The organism is Sorlinia euscelidii, from assembly GCF_036452135.1.
Classification (GTDB): Bacteria; Pseudomonadota; Alphaproteobacteria; order Acetobacterales; family Acetobacteraceae; genus Sorlinia; species Sorlinia euscelidii.
The window spans coordinates 341,350-360,318 of the sequence record NZ_JAWJZZ010000001.1; the positions used below are offsets into that span (position 1 = coordinate 341,350).

The 18,969-nt window shown below is 56.7% G+C and carries 18 protein-coding genes; 8 read left to right on the forward strand and 10 right to left on the reverse strand.

Features of this window, described 5'->3' with window-relative positions:
* Positions 1-3 precede the first annotated feature (3 nt).
* From lepB to rpoZ, 4 genes are read right to left on the reverse strand one after another with little or no spacing between them, the layout of a single operon-like run.
* Positions 4-792: a signal peptidase I gene (gene lepB / locus CGLAMM_RS01670; RefSeq protein WP_418115273.1), complete on the reverse strand. Its 789-nt coding sequence runs from the start codon at positions 790-792 to the stop codon at positions 4-6.
* A gap of 35 nt (positions 793-827) precedes the next feature.
* A complete protein-coding gene (acpS, locus tag CGLAMM_RS01675) occupies positions 828-1,262 on the reverse strand; it encodes a holo-ACP synthase (RefSeq protein WP_394819615.1) in 435 nt (144 codons plus the stop codon).
* 7 nt (positions 1,263-1,269) lie between these two features.
* Positions 1,270-3,534, reverse strand: coding sequence for a RelA/SpoT family protein (locus tag CGLAMM_RS01680; protein ID WP_394819614.1), 2,265 nt, complete (start codon positions 3,532-3,534; stop codon positions 1,270-1,272).
* A 50-nt stretch (positions 3,535-3,584) separates the two neighbouring features.
* Positions 3,585-3,968: a DNA-directed RNA polymerase subunit omega gene (rpoZ, locus tag CGLAMM_RS01685; protein WP_394819613.1), complete on the reverse strand. Its 384-nt coding sequence runs from the start codon at positions 3,966-3,968 to the stop codon at positions 3,585-3,587.
* A 699-nt stretch (positions 3,969-4,667) separates the two neighbouring features.
* Here rpoZ and CGLAMM_RS01690 point away from each other — a divergent pair.
* Positions 4,668-5,249 (forward strand): LabA-like NYN domain-containing protein, encoded by a 582-nt coding sequence (locus tag CGLAMM_RS01690; protein WP_394819612.1) that lies wholly within the window; start codon positions 4,668-4,670, stop codon positions 5,247-5,249.
* Positions 5,250-5,941: 692 nt separating this feature from the next.
* Positions 5,942-6,550, forward strand: coding sequence for a superoxide dismutase (locus tag CGLAMM_RS01695; protein ID WP_394819610.1), 609 nt, complete (start codon positions 5,942-5,944; stop codon positions 6,548-6,550).
* 36 nt (positions 6,551-6,586) lie between these two features.
* Here the strand turns inward: CGLAMM_RS01695 and yajC are convergent, their stop codons facing one another.
* A complete protein-coding gene (gene yajC / locus CGLAMM_RS01700) occupies positions 6,587-6,904 on the reverse strand; it encodes a preprotein translocase subunit YajC (RefSeq protein WP_394819609.1) in 318 nt (105 codons plus the stop codon).
* A 112-nt stretch (positions 6,905-7,016) separates the two neighbouring features.
* Between yajC and CGLAMM_RS01705 the strand changes: the two genes are divergently transcribed.
* Together CGLAMM_RS01705 and CGLAMM_RS01710 are read left to right on the forward strand one after the other, a co-directional pair.
* Complete coding sequence (locus CGLAMM_RS01705) at positions 7,017-7,862, forward strand: ATP-binding protein (RefSeq protein WP_394819608.1); 846 nt, start codon at positions 7,017-7,019, stop codon at positions 7,860-7,862.
* Positions 7,863-7,920: 58 nt separating this feature from the next.
* Positions 7,921-8,931: a bifunctional GNAT family N-acetyltransferase/(deoxy)nucleoside triphosphate pyrophosphohydrolase gene (locus tag CGLAMM_RS01710; protein ID WP_394819607.1), complete on the forward strand. Its 1,011-nt coding sequence runs from the start codon at positions 7,921-7,923 to the stop codon at positions 8,929-8,931.
* A 2-nt stretch (positions 8,932-8,933) separates the two neighbouring features.
* On the opposite strand, the gene CGLAMM_RS01715 is transcribed toward CGLAMM_RS01710, so the two are convergent.
* On the reverse strand, positions 8,934-9,842 hold the full coding sequence (locus tag CGLAMM_RS01715; protein WP_394819606.1) for an SMP-30/gluconolactonase/LRE family protein: 909 nt from the start codon (positions 9,840-9,842) through the stop codon (positions 8,934-8,936).
* Positions 9,843-9,907: 65 nt separating this feature from the next.
* On the opposite strand from CGLAMM_RS01715, the gene CGLAMM_RS01720 reads away from it, so the two are divergent.
* Positions 9,908-10,663: a competence/damage-inducible protein A gene (locus CGLAMM_RS01720; RefSeq protein WP_394819740.1), complete on the forward strand. Its 756-nt coding sequence runs from the start codon at positions 9,908-9,910 to the stop codon at positions 10,661-10,663.
* Between the two features lie 12 nt (positions 10,664-10,675).
* Here CGLAMM_RS01720 and CGLAMM_RS01725 read toward each other — a convergent pair whose 3' ends face one another.
* The 3 genes from CGLAMM_RS01725 to CGLAMM_RS01735 are packed head-to-tail and all read right to left on the reverse strand — an operon-like array spanning position 10,676 to position 12,866.
* The gene (locus CGLAMM_RS01725; protein WP_394819605.1) at positions 10,676-11,629 is read right to left on the reverse strand and encodes an acetyl-CoA carboxylase carboxyltransferase subunit alpha; all 954 of its coding nucleotides are present in this window, start codon (positions 11,627-11,629) and stop codon (positions 10,676-10,678) included.
* A 29-nt stretch (positions 11,630-11,658) separates the two neighbouring features.
* Complete coding sequence (locus tag CGLAMM_RS01730; RefSeq protein WP_394819604.1) at positions 11,659-12,579, reverse strand: tyrosine recombinase; 921 nt, start codon at positions 12,577-12,579, stop codon at positions 11,659-11,661.
* A 14-nt stretch (positions 12,580-12,593) separates the two neighbouring features.
* Positions 12,594-12,866 (reverse strand): hypothetical protein, encoded by a 273-nt coding sequence (locus CGLAMM_RS01735; RefSeq protein ID WP_394819603.1) that lies wholly within the window; start codon positions 12,864-12,866, stop codon positions 12,594-12,596.
* Between the two features lie 137 nt (positions 12,867-13,003).
* Here CGLAMM_RS01735 and aroB point away from each other — a divergent pair, with 137 nt between their 5' ends.
* The 3 genes from aroB to CGLAMM_RS01750 all read left to right on the forward strand — a co-directional run bounded on the left by aroB (position 13,004) and on the right by CGLAMM_RS01750 (position 17,371).
* Complete coding sequence (gene aroB, locus CGLAMM_RS01740) at positions 13,004-14,686, forward strand: 3-dehydroquinate synthase (protein WP_418115274.1); 1,683 nt, start codon at positions 13,004-13,006, stop codon at positions 14,684-14,686.
* A gap of 332 nt (positions 14,687-15,018) precedes the next feature.
* Positions 15,019-16,158 (forward strand): OmpA family protein, encoded by a 1,140-nt coding sequence (locus tag CGLAMM_RS01745; RefSeq protein ID WP_394819602.1) that lies wholly within the window; start codon positions 15,019-15,021, stop codon positions 16,156-16,158.
* Between the two features lie 319 nt (positions 16,159-16,477).
* On the forward strand, positions 16,478-17,371 hold the full coding sequence (locus CGLAMM_RS01750; RefSeq protein ID WP_394819601.1) for a hypothetical protein: 894 nt from the start codon (positions 16,478-16,480) through the stop codon (positions 17,369-17,371).
* 2 nt (positions 17,372-17,373) lie between these two features.
* Here the strand turns inward: CGLAMM_RS01750 and CGLAMM_RS01755 are convergent, their stop codons facing one another.
* Entirely contained in the window at positions 17,374-18,939 is a 1,566-nt protein-coding gene (locus CGLAMM_RS01755) for a peptide chain release factor 3 (RefSeq protein WP_394819600.1), read from the reverse strand.
* Positions 18,940-18,969: the final 30 nt, after the last annotated feature.

Genomic DNA, 18,969 nt, shown 5'->3' on the forward strand with positions numbered 1-18,969 from the left:
CCGTTATTTCACGACAGAGAAGAGGCGGGACCAGCGAATCTCCGCAGGCCAGTGCCAGATCTCCCAAAGGGGGTGGCGAGCATCGAAAGAATAGAAAACAAAACGCGCCTTCCCGACCAGGTTTTCCATGGGCACATAGCCCAGCCCGTCTTCATCCTGGAAGCGACTATCGGCGCTGTCATCCCGATCATCCCCCATGGCAAAGAAGTAACCTTGCGGCACCACATATTCCTCTGAGTTATTCGCGAAACCGGCCTGCGACCATTGAAGAATGTCATGGGTGACCGGCTTTCTGCCGTCAGAGCCGGGGAGGACCTCCTCGTAGAGAATGCCGCTCAGCAGACGGCGATTTTCATCCCGGATCTCGTAAGGGCGTAGAGGCTTGCGGTCAATAAGCTGGTCATTCACGTAAAGACGCCCTTCCCGCATCGCGATCCGATCTCCCGGCAGGCCGATAATGCGTTTGATATAATCAATCGACGTGTCATGTGTGTATCGAAATACCGCGACATCCCCGCGATGCGGTGATTTACCTGCAATGCGACCATCGAAAAGAGGCGGCGCAAACGGAATGGCGTATCGGGACCAGCCATAATCGAATTTCGTCACAGCAACATAATCCCCCACAAGCAATGTCGGGATCATGGAGCCGGACGGGATCGTGAACGGCGCGATAATCAACGTACGTATCGCCAGAATGACGATGATGGTTGTGATGAGGGATCTTAGAACTTGCCACCAGCTCTCCCGCTTAGGGGCGTCCTTGTTATTATCTTGATTTATTGATGACATGGTGACCTTTACCTGCGCAGCGTGCGCCATCGCCCTCAGGGCGGGTTGGGAGGAAAGCTGTCTTTATCGATTTCCTGCGCTTCGATAAAGACCTGCGCGATAGCGTAAGGATGTTCATCCGTTAAAGATAGAAAAATGACGGCACGCCGCCCTGGCGGCGTTAACGCATCCAGACGCGCCTGGGCGCCACCGGTCAGGATCAGTGAAGGCTGGCCGGATGGCAGATTGACGACCTCTATATCCTGTAGAAAGACGCCCTCTGAAAACCCGGTCCCGAGGGCCTTGGCGCAGGCCTCCTTTGCCGCCCATCGTTTGGCCAGCGTGCCAAAACGACTCGTTCCCTGGCGCCGCAGGGCCCGTTGCCGCTCATCCGGCGTGAAAACCCGTTCGAGAAAGCGCTCGCCATGGCGCTCACAGGCTTTTTCGATGCGGTTGATATCGCAAATATCCATGCCGGTGCCGATGATCATACCCGCCTCAACTCTGCGCCCGCTCAACCTGAATAACCCCTTCGACAGAGCGGAGCGCGCCTAAAATGGCGAGGAAATGCCGAAGATCCTGCACTTCAACGTCGAAAATTATCTCCAGAAAATCAAGCTGGCGGTTGACGATGCGGATATTCGTAACGTTCCCGCCATGTTTATTGGCGACATTCGTCAGGCCAGAAAGCACATTGGTCTCATCCGCCGTGATGACGCTGAATCGCCCGGGAAATTTTAGCTGGCTGTGATCAAGCTTCAACGCTTCGTAATTCCAGTCAACCGACAGGCGCTTCTCCGGCGATAGACGTGACGCCGTCATATTCTGGCAATTGCGCCGATGCACCGTCACCCCCCGCCCCTGCGCGATGGCCGCGACGATCTGATCCCCGGGTAAAGGGTGGCAGCACCCTGCAAACTGCACATCAATGCCACTTCCCACCCCGGCAAGAATGGCCGATGCCGCGCGACCACGTGCCGAGGCGGCATTGGCCGCTGCGAAACGGGATGTCAGGCCCGGCACCATGCGCGGCGCACGCGGGAGAAGGCGCAATTCCGGGTAAGCGGCGTTCAGCACTTCACGCGGTGAGATCTGATTGCCCCCGACCGCCACGTAGAGATCTTCAACCGTCGCGCATTTAAGGGCCTTGAGTGTCGTCTCAATAATTTTTTCGCTACCGTCCACCCCTTCCTGCCGAAAGAGTTTGGCCAGTGCGGAACGCCCCTGATCAATATTATTCTGTCGTTGCTGGAGGGCGATGAAGCGCCTGATGCGCGCCCGGGCTTTACCCGTGACGACAAAGCGTTCCCACGATGGGGAAGGCACACCGCCCCGCGCCGTCATGATTTCAACCTGGTCACCATTTTGCAGCTCATGCCGCAACGGCATCAGGCGACCATTGATTTTGGCCCCGACGCACGCATCCCCGACCTGACTATGCACCGCGTAGGCGAAATCGATCGGGGTTGCGCCACGCGGGAGGGAAATGAGCTGGCCTTTCGGGGTGAAGCAGAAAACCTGATCCTGATAAAGCTCAAGCTTGGTGTTTTCGAGGAAATCCTCCGGCGCTTCCGAATCTTCCAGAATTTCGAGCAGATCCTGTACCCAGCGCATTTTAACCGATGTAAGCGGGGTAACTTCGGTGGAGGTCGCGTGTGCGGAAGGGCGCTCTTTATACGCCCAATGTGCAGCGACGCCATTCTCGGCGAAATTATGCATTTCCGGCGTGCGGATCTGCACTTCTATTTTCTGGTTCCGGGGTCGGGAGAGTGTGACGCCCGTGTGAAGGCTTTGATAACCATTGGCTTTCGGCGTGGAGATATAGTCCTTAAAGCGGCCGGCGATCATGGGGTATGTCGCGTGAATGGTGCCTAACGCCGTGTAACAAGCCTCCCGCGTGGGGACAATGATACGGAAAGCCATAATGTCCGAAAGCTGCTCAAACGCGACATTGCGCTGCTGCATCTTCGCCCAGATGGAGTAAGCGGATTTCTCACGCCCGCGAATCTCGACATCGTGGAAATCCGCCTTATGCAGAAGCGCCAGCAGGTCCTGACAGATCTGCTCAATAATATCGGCGCCATGCCCGCGAAGGTAATTCAGCCGCCGCCGGATTGTCGCATTCGCTTCAGGCTCCAGCTCCTCGAAAGCGAGGTTCTGAAGTTCCGTCTTGACCCGATCCATACCGATGCGCTCAGCCAGAGGCGCATAGATATCCATTGTTTCTCGCGCGATGCGCAGTCGGCGGTCCTTACGCTCCACATAATGGAGCGTGCGCATATTATGAAGGCGATCCGCCAGTTTGACGATGAGCACGCGGATATCGCGCGACATGGCCAGCACGAGTTTACGGAAATTTTCGGCCTGTTTTGTCCGGTCAGATTGAAGCTCAAGACGCGTGAGTTTTGTCACGCCATCGACAAGGCCGACAAGGTCACTCCCGAACTCATTTTTCAGGACATCCCGCGTGACCCGCGTATCTTCAACCGTATCATGCAAAAGGCCGACAGCGATGGCCGTCGCATCCATACGGAATTTTGCCAAGATATTCGCAACGGCGAGGGGGTGGACGATATAGGGGTCGCCATTATCCCGCAATTGCCCCTCATGGGCTTTATTGGCCACGTCATAGGCGCGCCGGATAAGGTCCAACTCGCCTTCCGGGATGTATTTCTGTAACCGGGAGAGAAGCCCGTTTATCGAGATGACGGGCGTGTTCCCCAGCCCATTGCGATGGGCACTGGGCTGGAGCTCAGACGACACGTCAGCCCCCTTGACCAAGTGAGGATGCTGGGCAACGCGACGTCAAGATGTCAACTGCGCGGGCGGGCACCTTGAATGGAGAAGCCACGCTCCGAGCCGCCTTCGGCCAGATGAGCCTGCTCTTCATCCGCGGTGACATCCTGAAGACCGAAAATATTCTGATCGGTCGGGATCAGGTCTAGAACTTCCTCATCTACCGGTTCCGGCTCCGGCGCGCGGGTGAGGGAACGGACAATTCCCTCTTCCAGATGAGTCAGATTCAGCTTCTCATCCGCGATTTCACGAAGGGCGACGACCGGGTTTTTGTCATTATCCCGTGTGACGAGGATCTCCTCACCGCGGGCCACAGCACGCGCACGTTGAGATGCGAGCAGAACCAACTCGAATCGGTTGGGGATTTTCTCAATGCAATCTTCAACGGTGACGCGAGCCATGCGGTACGTTCCCTAAAAACAATGGAAGCCTAAAGATGTAAGGGTCACTCACATAAATATAAGACGTATTTACAAAATTTGGTCCGATAAATCAATGACGTTTATAATGGGGAGGCCACCCCTGCCTGACCCGCCTGAAGGAAGATCTCAGCGCCCTCGCCCCAGCGCTCTGCATCACGCATTGATTTCGCCAAGGTGGCGCCCTGATCTCGGCATGCGTTAAAATGACGCCCGCGATCGCTTCGGCAGCAAGAATTTCATATGAGTATGGATAGTGAAAAACGTGCTGCAGGGGGAGAAAGCAATTATAAACGTGACCCACAAAACATTTTGCGAAAAAAATATAAGTTAATATTAAAAAGATCGTTTCGGAAATACTTGCCAAATGACAATATCTGTACCGTACTATTATGAAATATCTTAAATTACCATTTGCGCTGTAAAGCCATGTAAAAGAGGCATTTAAAACCTATCGCCATATCACAAACCCGATCTTTCTCGCCAAAGCACCCACATGCAAAACGTTTTTTTTACATAATGTGGAATTTGAGAACAGAATTCGAAATCTTCAATATTCACAATTTTATTCCGAATATCACGCGATCTACTTTCGTTTTTTCGACAAAGCAGATCGAATCGATATCCACAGATATTGAAAAAAAACTTGAACAAAAAAATTTTTTATAGTGATATGTCGCTATGTTTGATAAGAATGAAAAAACGTCTCTCTTTATCGATGGTTCTAGCCTGTATTTCGCTGCGCGAAATCTGGGATTCGAAGTCGATTATAGAATGGTGCTTGATTTTTTTCGTTTGAAATCCCGACTTATGCGCGCGTTTTATTACGTCGCCATACCTGAGACAGAGGATTATTCCCCGTTAAAGCCGCTGACAGACTGGCTGGCCTATAACGGTTATTCCCTTGTCACCAAAACAGTTCGGGAATTTACGGATCAAGGCGGGCGCAAACGCCTCAAAGGCAATATGGATGTCGAGATCGCGGTCGATCTTATGGAGCAGTCGCGCCATATTGACCACGCCGTGATCTTCAGCGGGGATTCAGATCTCAGACGAGTCACGGAGGCCGTGCAACGGCGCGGTGTGCGCGTAACAGTCATCTCATCCCTACGCTCCAGCCCCAGCCTGATCGGTGATGATCTTCGGCGCCAGGTCGATCAATTTGTGGAACTTGCGGATATTGCGGGGCACTTCACACGCCGGGCGGCAGAGCCGAATGCGCGTCAGAAACCCTCCCCTGAACCGGCATTGGAGCGCGCATGACACCGTGTAGATCGTGAAAATTTTAGTGTGGCGCCATGATCGTGACCACCTAGCGGAAACGCGTCTCCCAGGCCCTCACGGGAAAGACAGCCCGGCTGAATTGAGACGGGGGCAGATCCTTGCTAGCAATAGCAGGGTTTCATCGCGACGCGCCAAAATATTGAGTCGATTTTGATGGAATTAAAGCCGGTTCCAACTGAAGCGATGCGTATCAAGGGGCAAAATTGAAGTCGGCGGGCCGGATTTGACCTTCTCCAACGAATATTCGCACCCATTCTTTACATTATGGGCCGACAAGCAATTCGAATCGGTGCTGCAAGCGGGGCATCATTCTGCAGCCGTCATCTATAATTCAGCAGGCGCGCAGATGCATATTGTTACCCCAATCGTCACGGTAACCCCAGTCTATCTGCTGCACGATTTCCACGTCGCATGTCAAGGTGATGTCGTGCCACAATGCGCCGATCACTCTTGCCGTCAAACCGCCACTTCGGACCTGCCTCCACCCCTCACCATTGCACAGCATGCGCAGCGGGACTACAGTGCCGTCCCTGATGCCCTCGGAAAATCATTGTCAGCAAGACATCATCCGGGCACTAAGCAACCTGACGGAGATCATCAAGTGCACGATGACGTCATGCCTCGTCGCGCATGGTGATTTCATATGACCGTCTACGTGATAGGAGAGTTTTATGGCCTTTGAACTGCCCCCATTGCCCTTCGAGGCAAGCGCCCTTGCAAAGAGAAATATGTGCCAGGAGACGCTCGAATTTCATCACGGCAAGCATCATCAGGCTTATGTCACGGCTTTGAATGGCCTCGTCGAGGCCAAACCTGCCTACCAGGGCAAATCCCTCGAGGACATCATTCTGGCAGCGCGCAAGAATGCGGATGACACGCCGGTTTTTAATAATGCCGGTCAGCACCTCAATCACTGCATCTGCTGGAAAAGCCTTTCCCCGGAGGGCGGTAAGCTCCCCGGTCGCCTTGAGGCGAAAATCAATGAGGATTTCGGCAGTGTCGACGCGTTCAAGACCGCGTTTAAAACCGCCGCCACAACGCAATTCGGGTCAGGTTGGGCGTGGCTTGTCCTCGGGAAAGATGGCAAGCTTGCCGTGACAAAAACGGCGAACGCGGCCAGCCCCCTCTCGGAAGATCAGGGTAAAATCCTTCTCTGCGCCGATGTGTGGGAACACGCTTATTACATTGATTATCGGAACCGCCGTCCCGATTACATCTCCAACTTTCTGGATAATCTCGCCAATTACGCGTTTGCTGAAGCCAACCTTCTGGCAGCCTGAGATCGATGTCGGCCGGCGCCATGCCGGCCGCGCCCGTTATTTCTGCTTCGGTTTCTTGACGTCATTCGCCGGTTTCGCGCTGCTGCTTAACACTGTGGCAACATTCGCGCGGAGCAGTTTCACGCGCGTTTCCGACGCAATTTCAATGTCAATTTCGGGATCATTTTCCTTCGCGAGAATGACTGTGGCGATGATCCCGCCAGACGTCACAATGCGGTCACCGCGTCGAAGTCCCGCAAGTTTCAGTTTCAGCTCCTTCTGACGCGCCTGTTGCGGGCGGATCAGCAAAAAATAAAATATGATGAAAACGATGATCAGCGGAAGAAACTGAACAATCCCACTATTTGTAAGCATTGATGCCGCCCATGATAGACAATTCAAGGTTCAAGGGATGTCTTCCCTCTTGAGGGAGACCATAAATGGTGGGGCGCTGGCGTCAAGGCAGCGCATCCTATAAGAAAGCCTTATGAGACAGGAATTTCTCAAAAATTGTGAGCGGATCGCGGCGGCGCTTGAGCGTCTGGCACCCCCCGTGCCCGATGTCATCGATCTTCACCCGTCAGATGCCTATATGTGGTCTGGCAGAAGCCGGATTTTTACCCCGATTTCCCGCGTTGCACATGTTGAGGCCGCCCTCCTGCGGGGTGTGTCGATGCAATATGACCGTGTGCTTGCCAATACGCGCCGGTTTGCCGAAGGGCTTTCCGCCAATAATGTCATGCTATGGGGCGCGCGCGGGATGGGCAAATCATCCATCGTGAAAGCGGCCCATGCCGACGTCAACCAGGCCCTGCCGCACGCCCTGGCGATCATCGAAATCCAGGCGGGAGATCTCGCATCTCTCCCCGATCTCATGCGCCTTCTGCGCGGACAGGCGCGACGCTGCATTATTTTCTGCGATGACCTCTCATTTGAGAGTCAGGACATGCATTACAAGCTCCTCAAATCTGCCCTGGATGGTGGCCTGGCGGGACGGCCGGAGAATGTTCTTATCTACGCCACCTCCAATCGGCGCCACCTCATGCCGCGAGATATGATGGAAAACGAGTCCGATCACGCCATCGACCCGAAAGAGGTGGTTGAGGAGAAAGTCTCCCTCTCTGATCGTTTCGGCTTGTGGATCGGTCTGCATGGTTGTGATCAGACGACTTATCTTGATATGGTTGATGCCTACGCAGATGCGTCACGCATAAGCCTTTCACAGGACAAACTTCATCAGGAGGCGCTCATCTGGTCACTTGAGCGAGGGAGCCGTTCCGGCCGGGTCGCAAAACAATTTATCGACAGCCTGGACACGACCCGTCCCCGATGATGATGCGACGTGCCTTAAAACTACCAAGGGAGATTTCATTGATGAGAGATGTGCTTTCATGACGATCGATCTCTCACATCACACCGCCCCACCCCACCCTTTTTCTGACCATCTCACTCTCCGCCCGCTGGAACCGCGGGACGCTGAGGCGGTGCATCGCCTCGCCAATGATTGGGAGGTCGTCCGGATGCTGAGCAACCTGCCCTTTCCCTACCCGCGCGGGCTGGCTGAAAGCTGGATCACCGGCACCCAGCGTCAGGCCGAGGCGGGAACGGCATGGCACTTCGCGATGGAGCGAAACGGCGTATTGCTCGGCTGTATCGGCGTCACGTTTGAGAAATTGCGGAAGGCGGCGCGCGTCGGTTATTGGGTGGGCCGGGCACATTGGGGGCAGGGCATCGCCACCCAGGCCGTGCAGGCCGTTCTGAAATGGGCCTTCGCACGGCTCAATATTGAACGCATTTATGCGGAAGTCGCTGAGGATAACCGGGCGTCGATTTCCGTTCTCACCCACGCGGGCTTTCGGCAGGTTGGGGCGGATATTCGACATCTCGTGGCCCGCGGGGGCCGCCAGCCGGTTCTTATCTTCGAAACGACAACGCCCCCCGCCACGGAAAGCACCACCACCTTAAAGACTGAAACGCCGCCTATGTCTGATCCGAAAACCGGGAAACGCCTCATCCTCGTTGTCGCCGTCGCACTTATCGATGCGGATGGGCGCATCCTGCTCGCGACCCGACCAAAGGGTAAAAATATGGCCGGGTTATGGGAGTTCCCCGGCGGCAAGGTGGAAGCCGGAGAAACGCCGGAAGCCGCGCTGATACGCGAGTTACGTGAGGAATTGGGTATCGGGATCAACCCGTCCTGCCTCTCTCCCTTCACTTTTGCGTCCCACGATATCGGCACGGGTCATTTACTCATGCCGTTATATCTGTGCCGCGCCTGGTCCGGCACGCCCACGGCAAAAGAGGGCCAAACCCTTGCATGGGTCCGCCCCTCTGAGATGGCGCATTATGACATGCCGGAAGCGGACGCGCCCCTCATCCCGCTCCTCCTATCACTTCTTTAACATCAGACGGCGAGACATCTGAAAAGACGCGTTTCGATCCCGCGAAATGGCGTCTCTCCGGAGAAAAGGCCGCCTGCTTCAGGATATTGTGCCAATGTTTCTTCCGACAGGTTCTGACGTGCTGACGTCGCATAAACAGTCGAGAGTTTAGGGCCGGTAAAAGCCACTTTAGTCATATTCGGGCTCGGGAGAGACAATTCCAGGCGGCGTGACCCATCAGGCCGGAAGACGATAATTTTGCCGCCCCCCCATGAGGACGCCCATAAGTTGCCGTCAGCATCACAGACGACACCATCCGGCCCCCCTTCCCCATCACTGAACTTCGCGAACACCGTTTTGTCCGACAACGTACCATCCGGCGATAAATTGTGGCGGTAAATGACGCCGCGCGGCGTGTCACTGACATAGAGCGTTCTACCGTCGGGCGTGACGGACGGCCCATTCGTCACGATGAAGTCATCATCATGCTGGCTGACGGCGTATCCACCGGGCACAGCCTTGAAGCAGAAGAGAATGCCCTTCCCCTCTTTCTCCTCCTCATCCATCGTTCCGAACCAGAGGCGTCCCTCCGCATCAACACAGGCATCATTCAGACGGGTGTGATCCCCATCCGCCATCGGGATGGGTTGGATACAGGTGAAATCACCCTCCGTCTCATCAAATAAATATAATCCATCCTCCATTCCGACGAGGAGTGACCCCATATCGGTTGGCACAACGAAAACCGGCCTTAAAGGCGTTGCCCAGGTTTTGAGGGCATTATGACGCGGGCGAAGGCGATGGAGGTTCTTATTGACGATATCGACAAAATAGAGCGCCTCTCGTTCCGCAACCCAAATCGGCCCCTCACCGAGCTGCGTCCGGAGTGCGGTCGAGCATTGAAGCTGCGGCACGGCAAGTTGTGAATCCATTTTGCTATCCTTTCGACAACCGGTATCCTGCGAAAACGCGGAAGATTTTGATGAAAGTTTTTCACATGCCGGCCAAAGCCTGTCTTGTCGTCATCGGCAACGAAATACTCTCGGGTCGTACTCAGGATGCCAATACGATATTTATCGCGCGCCGTCTCGCCGAACTTGGCATTGCTCTCGAAAGCGTGCACATCATTCCCGACCGCGCCGCGCGCATTGTTGAAACGGTCAATCTGTGCCGCGCAGCTTACGACTATGTTTTTACGACGGGTGGGATCGGGCCAACCCACGACGACATCACTGCAAGGTGCATCGCCGACGCTTTTGGCGTGCAATTAACGGTGCATCAGGAGACATTCGACGCCCTGATGCACGCGATGGGTGCGGAGAAATTCAACGCCGCCCGGCAGCGCATGGCCTATCTGCCACATGGAGCACAACCGATCAAATGTGCGGCTTCCGTCGCGCCAGGGTTTCGGATCGGGAATGTTTATGTCCTTGCGGGCGTGCCACGCATTATGCAGTCCATGTTCGACGCCCTCGCCCCAACCCTTCAGAAAGGCCCACCCCTCATCTCCGCAACTTGGCGTGGGCGGATTGGAGAGGGCGCGCTTGCTGCCGGGCTCGAAAATATCCAAAGCCGATTCGCTGAACTCGACCTTGGCTCCTACCCGTATGAAAGCGCGGCCGGCGTGCATAGCGTGGCCCTTGTTGCCAAGGGTTACGTGCCGGACCGCGTGGCGGCGGCCAGTCAGGAGATCCGACAGCTCTTCCTCGAACTCGGCGTCACCCCTGAGGAAGGCGAGCCGCCCGTCGACTGATGCAACGCGACCCTAATGCGCATGCCCCATTGACAGGAATTTGTCCCGGCGCTGCGAAAGCAGCACGCCCGGTTCCAGACGGGTGAGGCGCTCAAGCTCCTCATGGAGGGCCGCTCCGACAGATTTGATCGCCTCCTCCGGTCGCCGCTGCGCGCCACCCACAGGCTCCTCAATCACGCGGTCAATCAGTTTCAGTTTCAGGAGGTCAGGCGCCGTCAATTTAAGGGCCTCCGCCGCGACAGAAGCCTGTTTCGGGTCCCGCCAGAGGATTGAGGCCGCACCCTCCGGGGCGATGACGGAGTAGATCGCGTGCTCCAGCATCATCACGCTGTTCGTCGCCGCCAGCGCCACCGCGCCGCCAGACCCACCCTCACCGATAATCGTCGCAATCGTCGGCACGGGCGCACGAAGGAAATACGCGACAGTTTGTGCAATGGCTTCCGCCTGACCGCGCGCCTCGGCATCAATACCGGGCCATGCGCCGGACGTGTCAACAAAAGTAAGAATCGGCATTTTGAAGCGACCCGCCAGTTCAACGAGACGCTGGGCCTTGCGATATCCTTCCGGCTTGGGCATGCCGAAATTATGTTTCAGGCGTGACTCTGTGTCATAGCCGCGCTGCGTGCCGATCACGATGACGGGGCGACCTTCCAGCCGACCCATACCCCCGATAATGGCCTGATCATCATAGCCAAGCCGGTCGCCCGCTAAAGGCGTGAACTCGGTCAGGAGCGCATCGAAATATTGCAATGCCTGCGGTCGCTGCGCATGCCGCGCGACCAGAACTTTCTGCCATGGGGTCAGTTTGGCGTAGAGCATGCGTAACTGCTTTTCCACCTTCCCGGAGAGCTTGGCAATCTCGTCAGAGATGTTGATGCCCCCACCGTCTTTGACCATCTGTCGAAATTCGGCGATTTTGTTTTCAAGCTCCGCGACGGGCTTTTCGAAGTCAAGATATTGAAGCATGCCCGATATGTAGCACGCTTGCGAGAGCTTCAACAATCCACGTTGCATGCAAGGGGGTGATGAGTCTCCACAAGCGCCTGCAAGCGCGCCTGCAGGACATGCGTGTAAAGCTGTGTTGTCGCGATATCCGCGTGGCCGAGAAGCGTCTGCAAAGCGCGGAGATCCGCACCGCGTTCCAGCAGATGCGTGGCAAAGGAGTGTCTTAAAACGTGTGGGGACAGGCGCGCCGGGTCAATCCCCGCATGAAGGGCGCATTGATGCAGGATTTTGTCGAATCCCTGCCGCGTCAGATGACGTTGCGGGTCCCGCCCGGGGAAAAGCCATTTGCTTCGCAATGCCGCGTCATGCGCCTGCAATGCCAGAATCGAGTCGCGGGCTTTTTCCGAAATCGGGATCAATCGCTCCCGCCCCCCTTTGCCGCGTATCGGAATCATCGTCGACTCGGATAAAGCGATGCGGGCTGGCAAATTCAGCAACTCGGAGATACGTAGCCCTGCACTGTAAAGCAGTTCCAGAGCCGCGCGGGAAACCAGGTTGCGACGCGGGTCTTCATGGCCGCGCGTGCCCGCCTCAAGGAGGCGCTCAATCTCCGCCTCAGTCAGGAATTTCGGTAAGACGAGGCCCAGAGACGGGCTCTCGATTTTGGCCGTCGGGTCATCCTTGCGCCACGATTCCCGCACGCAGAACTGGAAAAACTGCCGCAGACAGGCCAGGCGGCGTGCGGCCGTCCGGGCCGACAGTCCGTCTTTCCCCAAACTTTGCATGTAAGCTTCAACGAGGCCGCTCTCAGCCTGCATCACCGCGTCCTCAGCATTCAGGCCCTGCGATGCCATGAAGCTGGTGAAATGACGGAGGTCCGTTTCATAAGCTGCGCGCGTCTGTAATGCCGCGTTGCGTTCCGCGGCCAGCATTTCCAGAAAAGCCTCAACGTGTCGGGACGGTGATGTCACGCCGTCTCAACGTGTCAAGGCGCGGCGCCAGGCAGGGGCGGCGGGGCTGGCAGGTCCGGCAGCGAGGAGACAGACGGCGTATAGCCACCCGCCGCGGCACCCGGCAAAGCGAGCTCCTTCTGAATAACGGTCTGAGCCGGTGGGCTGAGCGTCGCACCAAGGTAAAAAATCGCCGCCGCCCCGCCAAGAAGGAGCACCGCCACCAAAGCAAGTGAGATTTTAGGCCAACTCAGGCTCGACATGACGATGATCCCTTCATTCCCGATGCCGGCATCATGATCCGGCACAGCGTGCACGTTTCTGATGACAGATATAAGTTAAAAGCTTCATAGCGAGTCGAGGCCCGATATGGTAGCCTTCGCCTTTCTCATTCAAGCCGATAATGACCTGTCATACCATGACCATCAAACCTGCAACGCCCTTGATGACTCCAAAAGATGCCGTCGCAGGACAAGCTGACAGGCGGAAGCCTGCGCCCCTCCCACGCGTCATTGTGCTGATCGGCCTGATGGGCGCGGGCAAGACGACCATCGGCCGTCGTTTGGCGCACGCTCTGGACCTGCCCTTCATCGACGCGGATCAGGAGATTGAACGCGCCGCCGGGTGCAGCGTCTCCGAAATTTTTGATCGACATGGAGAGGCAGCCTTCCGTGAAGGTGAGCGACGCGTCATACAGCGCCTCCTTGACGGGCGGCCCATGGTGCTCGCAACAGGGGGCGGCGCTTTCATGAACCCCCAGACAAGGCAGATCATCCGGGAAAACGGCCATTCCGTCTGGCTTCGCTGCCCCCTCAACATTCTGCGCAAACGGCTTGAGGGACGCCCCGGACGCCCGTTACTGGCCGATGGCAATATTTCAGAAGTGCTGGAAACCTTGAGGAAAACACGTCATCACATTTATGCTGAGGCCGATATCATCGTCGATTGCGGCGATGAAACCGTCCGTTCCGCCGTTGAACGGGTCGTGACGGCCCTTTCATCCCACAACCCGCCTGCCCGCCTCCCGATTGCCCTCCCTGATCATCCTTACGATATCGTAATCGGCAGTGATGTGCTTGACCGTGCCGGCGCGCTGCTCGCGCCAATTCTGCAACAGCGCCGTGCCGTAATTGTCACGGATGCGCGGGTCGCCCCCCTTTATCTGTCGAGATTAGAGGCCTCATTGCATGAGGTCGGCTTCGAAACCCATGCGGAAATCATCCCCGGCGGCGAGGAATCCAAATCTTTCACGCAATATGCCCAACTCTGTGAAAACGTGCTGACTCATGGCGTTGAACGTCGCACGGCGGTCATCGGGTTAGGTGGCGGCGTCGTCGGGGATCTGAGCGGTTTCGTCGCCGCGACACTTTTACGCGGCGTGCCTTTCGTGCAGATTCCAACGACCTTGCTGGCGCAGGTTGACAGCTCTGTCGGCGGGAAAACCGGCATCAACACCGCGCGCGGCAAAAACCTTGTTGGCGCCTTTCATCAGCCAAGCGCCGTTCTGACGGACACATCCACCTTGAGAACCCTGCCACGACGGGAGCGCGTCGCGGGATATGCTGAGATTGTCAAAGCCGGACTGATCGGTGATCGTGATCTTTTTACATGGTGTGAGGCGAATGGCGCTGCCCTGCTGGAAGGGGATGAAAAGACGATCCAGGAGGGCGTTCGGCGCGCCTGCGCTTTCAAAGCGTCCGTTGTGCTGGAGGATGAGCGGGAAATCTCCCCCCATAATGGTCGCGCCCTGCTGAATCTTGGCCATAGTTTCGGCCATGCGCTTGAGGCCGAATTTCATTATGATGGACGCCTTCTGCATGGTGAAGCGGTGTCCATCGGCCTGCACCTCGCAGCCTCTCTTTCGGTCCGGAAAAATTATTGCGATGCCTCGGTTCTGACTCGTGTCGACCACCACCTGAAGGCGCATGGCATGCCGTGCACCCTGTCCAACCTCTCGCATCGCTTGAGTGCAGCCCGCCTGATCACCCATATGGCGCGAGACAAGAAAATGGTTGATCGGAGGATTATGTTGATCCTCCTCCACGATATTGGTGAAGCGTTTACAACTAAAGATGTAGATCTCGATGAGGTAAAACAATTTTTAATTTCTGAAGGATGTGATAATTGAAACTTGCTTCGCCGCTATTAGCGCCTTATACTCACATAATATTATAAGACCGTTGATTCTCGAGGGGAATTCACGTTGAGTCGCAGGTAGATAGCGGCTATATCACGCATCTCTACAGTGTTTCATTTCAAATCAGTGGAGAGGTCCACTGTTGCATCCCCGACACAGTCTGTGAGATCCTGTCAAAATCAGCGTGTTGGGACCTTCCTCAAGCGCAACCTACGGTCTTATACCGGCGTATGCATCGCGCTAGGAACGTTGCAGTCTCTTCCCTTCGGCTAGAAGGAAGATGCAGCAATCTTGATTGGATGAATGAATAGAGGACGAAATAAATGCGTCTGCGCACGGCACTTCTTGCCATGACGGCAATGGTCGCTGCCCCTGTGGTAGCATCGGCCAGCACCATCACCGGCCCCTACGTCAATATTGGCGCCGGTTATAATCTTGTTCAAAACCAGCACGCGCACTTCGCGCCCGGCTCCTTCGCTGATGGCTCCGATAATGCGGGTGGCACCGTTGGTAACCTGCGCCACAAAAATGGCTATACAGGTTTCGCGTCGTTTGGCTGGGGCTTCGGCAACGGTCTGCGCGCTGAGGTTGAGGGCGTCTATAACTGGTCGCAAATCAACCACCGTGGCGGCACAGCTGTCCCCGGTTCGACAAGCGGTCATGACCGGTCTTACGGCGGCTTCATCAATGTCCTTTACGACATTGACCTCACCCGCTTCGGTCTTAACCTGCCGATGACACCTTATGTCGGTGTCGGTGCCGGTTATCTCTGGCAGACCTATGACTTCTCGACGACCTACACAAACGGCGCTGCCAACAGCCTGAACCAGACGCGCGGTGGCTTTGCCTACCAGGGCATCATCGGTGCGGCTTGGGACATCCCGGGCGTTCCCGGTCTTGCTGTCACGACGGAATACCGTATGATTGGCCAGACCTTCAGCGCAGGCGCTTACACGTCGGGCACAACCACGGCTGCTGGCGCAACAGCGCAGGGCAATGTCAATTTCGACCACCGCTTCAATCACCAGTTCATTCTGGGTATGCGGTATGCGTTTGACACAGCCCCGCCGCCGCCGCCGCCGGCGCCTGTCGTGACACCGCCTGCGGTTGCTCCGGCACGCACCTACCTGGTCTTCTTTGACTGGGATAAGTCGACACTGACATCCCGCGCGAGCGAGATCGTCCGTCAGGCTGCTGAAGCTTCAACGCACGTCCAGACGACCCGCATCGAAGTTAACGGTTACACCGATAACTCCGCGGCTCACCCGGGTGCGCGCGGCCAGCGTTACAATCTCGGCCTGTCCGAGCGTCGTGCGAAAGCTGTCAAGGCTGAGCTGATCCGTAACGGTGTCCCCGAGACGGCAATCGACATCCATGGCTATGGTGAGCAGCATCCGCTGGTCCCGACGGGTCCGAACACCCGTGAGCCTCAGAACCGTCGCGTTGAAATTATCCTCCGGTAATTCACCGCTCATGGTTTGAGAGACGTGCAAGCGTCTCTCGGAAGAAGTCCCTCTGGTTCGCCAGAGGGATTTTTTTTGTCCAACTGCCTGCCCAGTTCATTACCTCTCTCCCTGCCCCGGCTTACTGCCCCGCCCGATGACGGCGACGCGGCTCAGTGAAACGTGAAGATTTATTCCTGACGCGCCGTGCGCCTTGCCGCCGCTTTGTGGTAGCCTTCCCGCGGGATGCGTTTCCAGGATGGTCGTCGCGCAGACGCGCCTTCAACCAGTGCGCGCGGCGTCGCTACATTTTCCAAACAGTTTCAAAGGGACCATGTGCATGTCCGTGCGCCCTGACCGATCAAAAGCGGATGCAGCTTCTCTCCTTGACGTCCCGACGCTGATCGCCGCCTTTATTCAGGACCGCGTCAGGTCAGACCGCCCTATCCTGATTGGCGTTTGCGGTCCACAAGGTGCGGGTAAGTCCACCGCCTGTAGCAACGCACGACATCTGCTTGAATCATCCGGCCTGACCACGCTCATCCTCTCTCTCGACGATTTCTATCTCCCGCGCCTGAAGCGGCATGAGCACGCCGCGGCCATCCACCCACTCTTCAGGACACGCGGCGTGCCAGGGACGCACGACATCGCTTTGGCGATCCGCACGATCAACAGCTTAATGGAAGGACAACCAACCCTCATCCCTTCGTTCGATAAGAGCCTTGATGACGTGCTCCCGTCCGACAAATGGGTCCAGTCTCCATCCCATCCTGACGTGGTTATATTGGAGGGATGGTGCGTAGGCGCCCGACCGCAATCTGTGAGCGCCCTGTCCGAAGCGGTAAATGGCCTTGAGGCGAAGGACGATCCTCATGGCGTGTGGCGCGCCGCCGTCAATGACGCTTTGGCGTCTGACTATCAAAAAGTCTTTTCACAGCTCGACGCGCTTTGTTTTTTCTCCCCGCCTGATTTCAACATCGTCACGCAATGGCGACAAGAGCAGGAAAATGCTTTGAGGCGGGAAATGACGCAACGTGGGGAAAGCGGGCGACATGTTATGAGCGATACGGAAGTGACCCGCTTTGTCCAGCATTATGAACGCCTGACGCGGCACATCATTGACGAAATGCCCGAGCGCGCCGACCTCGTGATCCATCTCGACACAATGCGGCGCGTCACATCCATCGTCAGGGAAGAGGAGCACCCGGCAGGCGCGCCTCATCCCTTATGCTAAAATCAGATCTTCTGCGTGCCGATCTGCTTAATGTCATGAAAAGTCAGGTCAGGCGTCATTTCAATGGTGCGACGCAGCATAAAGGCTGAGCTTGCCAGAAAGACGGGATCGCCATCAATGTCATCGGCCATCGCGCTTCGCTGCGCCTGGCTGAAAGCCTCAATGACTTTGTCCTGTCCTGTGATCCAGCGCGCCATGGTGAAAGGCGTCGATTCAAACCCGATCGCCACACCATACTCAGCCTTCAGGCGAGATTGCAGCACATCCAGCTGCAGGACGCCGACAACGCCGACAATCGGCGCCAGGCCATCCTGCGGCCGGAAGAGCTGAACAACCCCCTCTTCCGCGAGCTCGACCAGCGCCTGACGCAGTTTTTTCGCTTTCATGGCGTCATCAAGTCGCACACGACGCAGGATTTCAGGTGCGAAATACGGCACGCCTGTGAAGCGCAGATCTTCCCCTTCCGTCAGCGTATCGCCGATGCGCAGCGTGCCATGGTTGGGTATGCCCACAACGTCACCGGCAAAAGCCTCTTCCGCCAGCTGACGCTCCCGCGCGAAGAAGAATTGCGGGGTGTGCAACGCGAACTGCTTGCCGGTGCGCACATGTTTGAGACGCATCCCGCGGTGGAGCCGCCCCGAGCATACGCGCGCGAAGGCGATGCGATCACGGTGGTTCGGGTCCATATTCGCCTGGATTTTGAAGACCAGCGCCGTTACGCCGGGCTCATCACCTTTGACATCCCGCGTTTCGGCCGGTTGGGCGCGTGGTGCAGGCCCGTAAGCGACGAGCGCATCCAGCAGATCGGTCACCCCGATCTCCTTCATCGCACTACCGAAAAAGACCGGGGTAAGATGGCCCGCATTGAAGCCGTCGCGGTCGAAAGGTGGCAGCGCCCCCTCAACAAGCTCTAACTCCTCCGCAAGCTGCACCATTCTCGGATCATCATCCGGCAAAGGCGCCGCGATGAAATGTGTTGCCCGCGTGCGCAGATCATATGTCCCGACAAATTGCGCGGCGCGCCCGATCGGCCAGGTGGCAGGCGCGGTGTCCAAAGCCAGGGCGGCGGAGATCTCATCCAGCAACCCGAAACAATCCTGCGCCTCACGGTCCATTTTATTGATGAATGTGACAATGGGAATATCCCGCAGGCGGCAGATTTCGAAAAGCTTCCGCGTCCGCGCCTCAATGCCCTTTGCGGCATCAATCACCATCACCGCGCAATCGACGGCGGTTAAGGTGCGATACGTATCCTCGGAGAAATCCTCATGGCCCGGCGTATCAAGAAGATTAAAGATGCACCCGCCATATTCAAACGTCATCACAGAAGTGACGACGGAAATGCCGCGATCCCGCTCAATCCCCATCCAGTCCGAGCGGGTGCGGCGTCTCTCACCCTTGGCACGGACATTGCCCGCCATCTGGATGGCACCACCTGCCCGCAAAATGCGCTCTGTCAGGGTCGTCTTACCCGCATCAGGATGGGAGATGATCGCAAAACTGCGCCGCTTGGTGATCTCCTGCGTCAGGGCCTTTTGGGACGCGGATGTGAGGGGGCTTTCAGACATGGGAATGTTCCAACAACACGCGAAACAAAG

What these genes read in the sequence shown, in the direction of transcription:
- acpS (WP_394819615.1), bottom strand. Translation starts at nt 1,262, where the DNA reads ATGATCATCGGCACCGGCATGGATATTTGCGATATCAACCGCATCGAA.
- CGLAMM_RS01710 (WP_394819607.1), top strand. Translation starts at nt 7,921, where the DNA reads ATGACGATCGATCTCTCACATCACACCGCCCCACCCCACCCTTTTTCT.
- CGLAMM_RS01715 (WP_394819606.1), bottom strand. Translation starts at nt 9,842, where the DNA reads ATGGATTCACAACTTGCCGTGCCGCAGCTTCAATGCTCGACCGCACTC.
- lepB (WP_418115273.1), bottom strand. Translation starts at nt 792, where the DNA reads ATGTCATCAATAAATCAAGATAATAACAAGGACGCCCCTAAGCGGGAG.
- CGLAMM_RS01690 (WP_394819612.1), top strand. Translation starts at nt 4,668, where the DNA reads ATGTTTGATAAGAATGAAAAAACGTCTCTCTTTATCGATGGTTCTAGC.
- CGLAMM_RS01755 (WP_394819600.1), bottom strand. Translation starts at nt 18,939, where the DNA reads ATGTCTGAAAGCCCCCTCACATCCGCGTCCCAAAAGGCCCTGACGCAG.
- CGLAMM_RS01720 (WP_394819740.1), top strand. Translation starts at nt 9,908, where the DNA reads ATGCCGGCCAAAGCCTGTCTTGTCGTCATCGGCAACGAAATACTCTCG.
- CGLAMM_RS01705 (WP_394819608.1), top strand. Translation starts at nt 7,017, where the DNA reads ATGAGACAGGAATTTCTCAAAAATTGTGAGCGGATCGCGGCGGCGCTT.
- CGLAMM_RS01750 (WP_394819601.1), top strand. Translation starts at nt 16,478, where the DNA reads ATGTCCGTGCGCCCTGACCGATCAAAAGCGGATGCAGCTTCTCTCCTT.
- CGLAMM_RS01695 (WP_394819610.1), top strand. Translation starts at nt 5,942, where the DNA reads ATGGCCTTTGAACTGCCCCCATTGCCCTTCGAGGCAAGCGCCCTTGCA.
- CGLAMM_RS01745 (WP_394819602.1), top strand. Translation starts at nt 15,019, where the DNA reads ATGCGTCTGCGCACGGCACTTCTTGCCATGACGGCAATGGTCGCTGCC.
- yajC (WP_394819609.1), bottom strand. Translation starts at nt 6,904, where the DNA reads ATGCTTACAAATAGTGGGATTGTTCAGTTTCTTCCGCTGATCATCGTT.
- rpoZ (WP_394819613.1), bottom strand. Translation starts at nt 3,968, where the DNA reads ATGGCTCGCGTCACCGTTGAAGATTGCATTGAGAAAATCCCCAACCGA.
- aroB (WP_418115274.1), top strand. Translation starts at nt 13,004, where the DNA reads ATGACTCCAAAAGATGCCGTCGCAGGACAAGCTGACAGGCGGAAGCCT.
- CGLAMM_RS01725 (WP_394819605.1), bottom strand. Translation starts at nt 11,629, where the DNA reads ATGCTTCAATATCTTGACTTCGAAAAGCCCGTCGCGGAGCTTGAAAAC.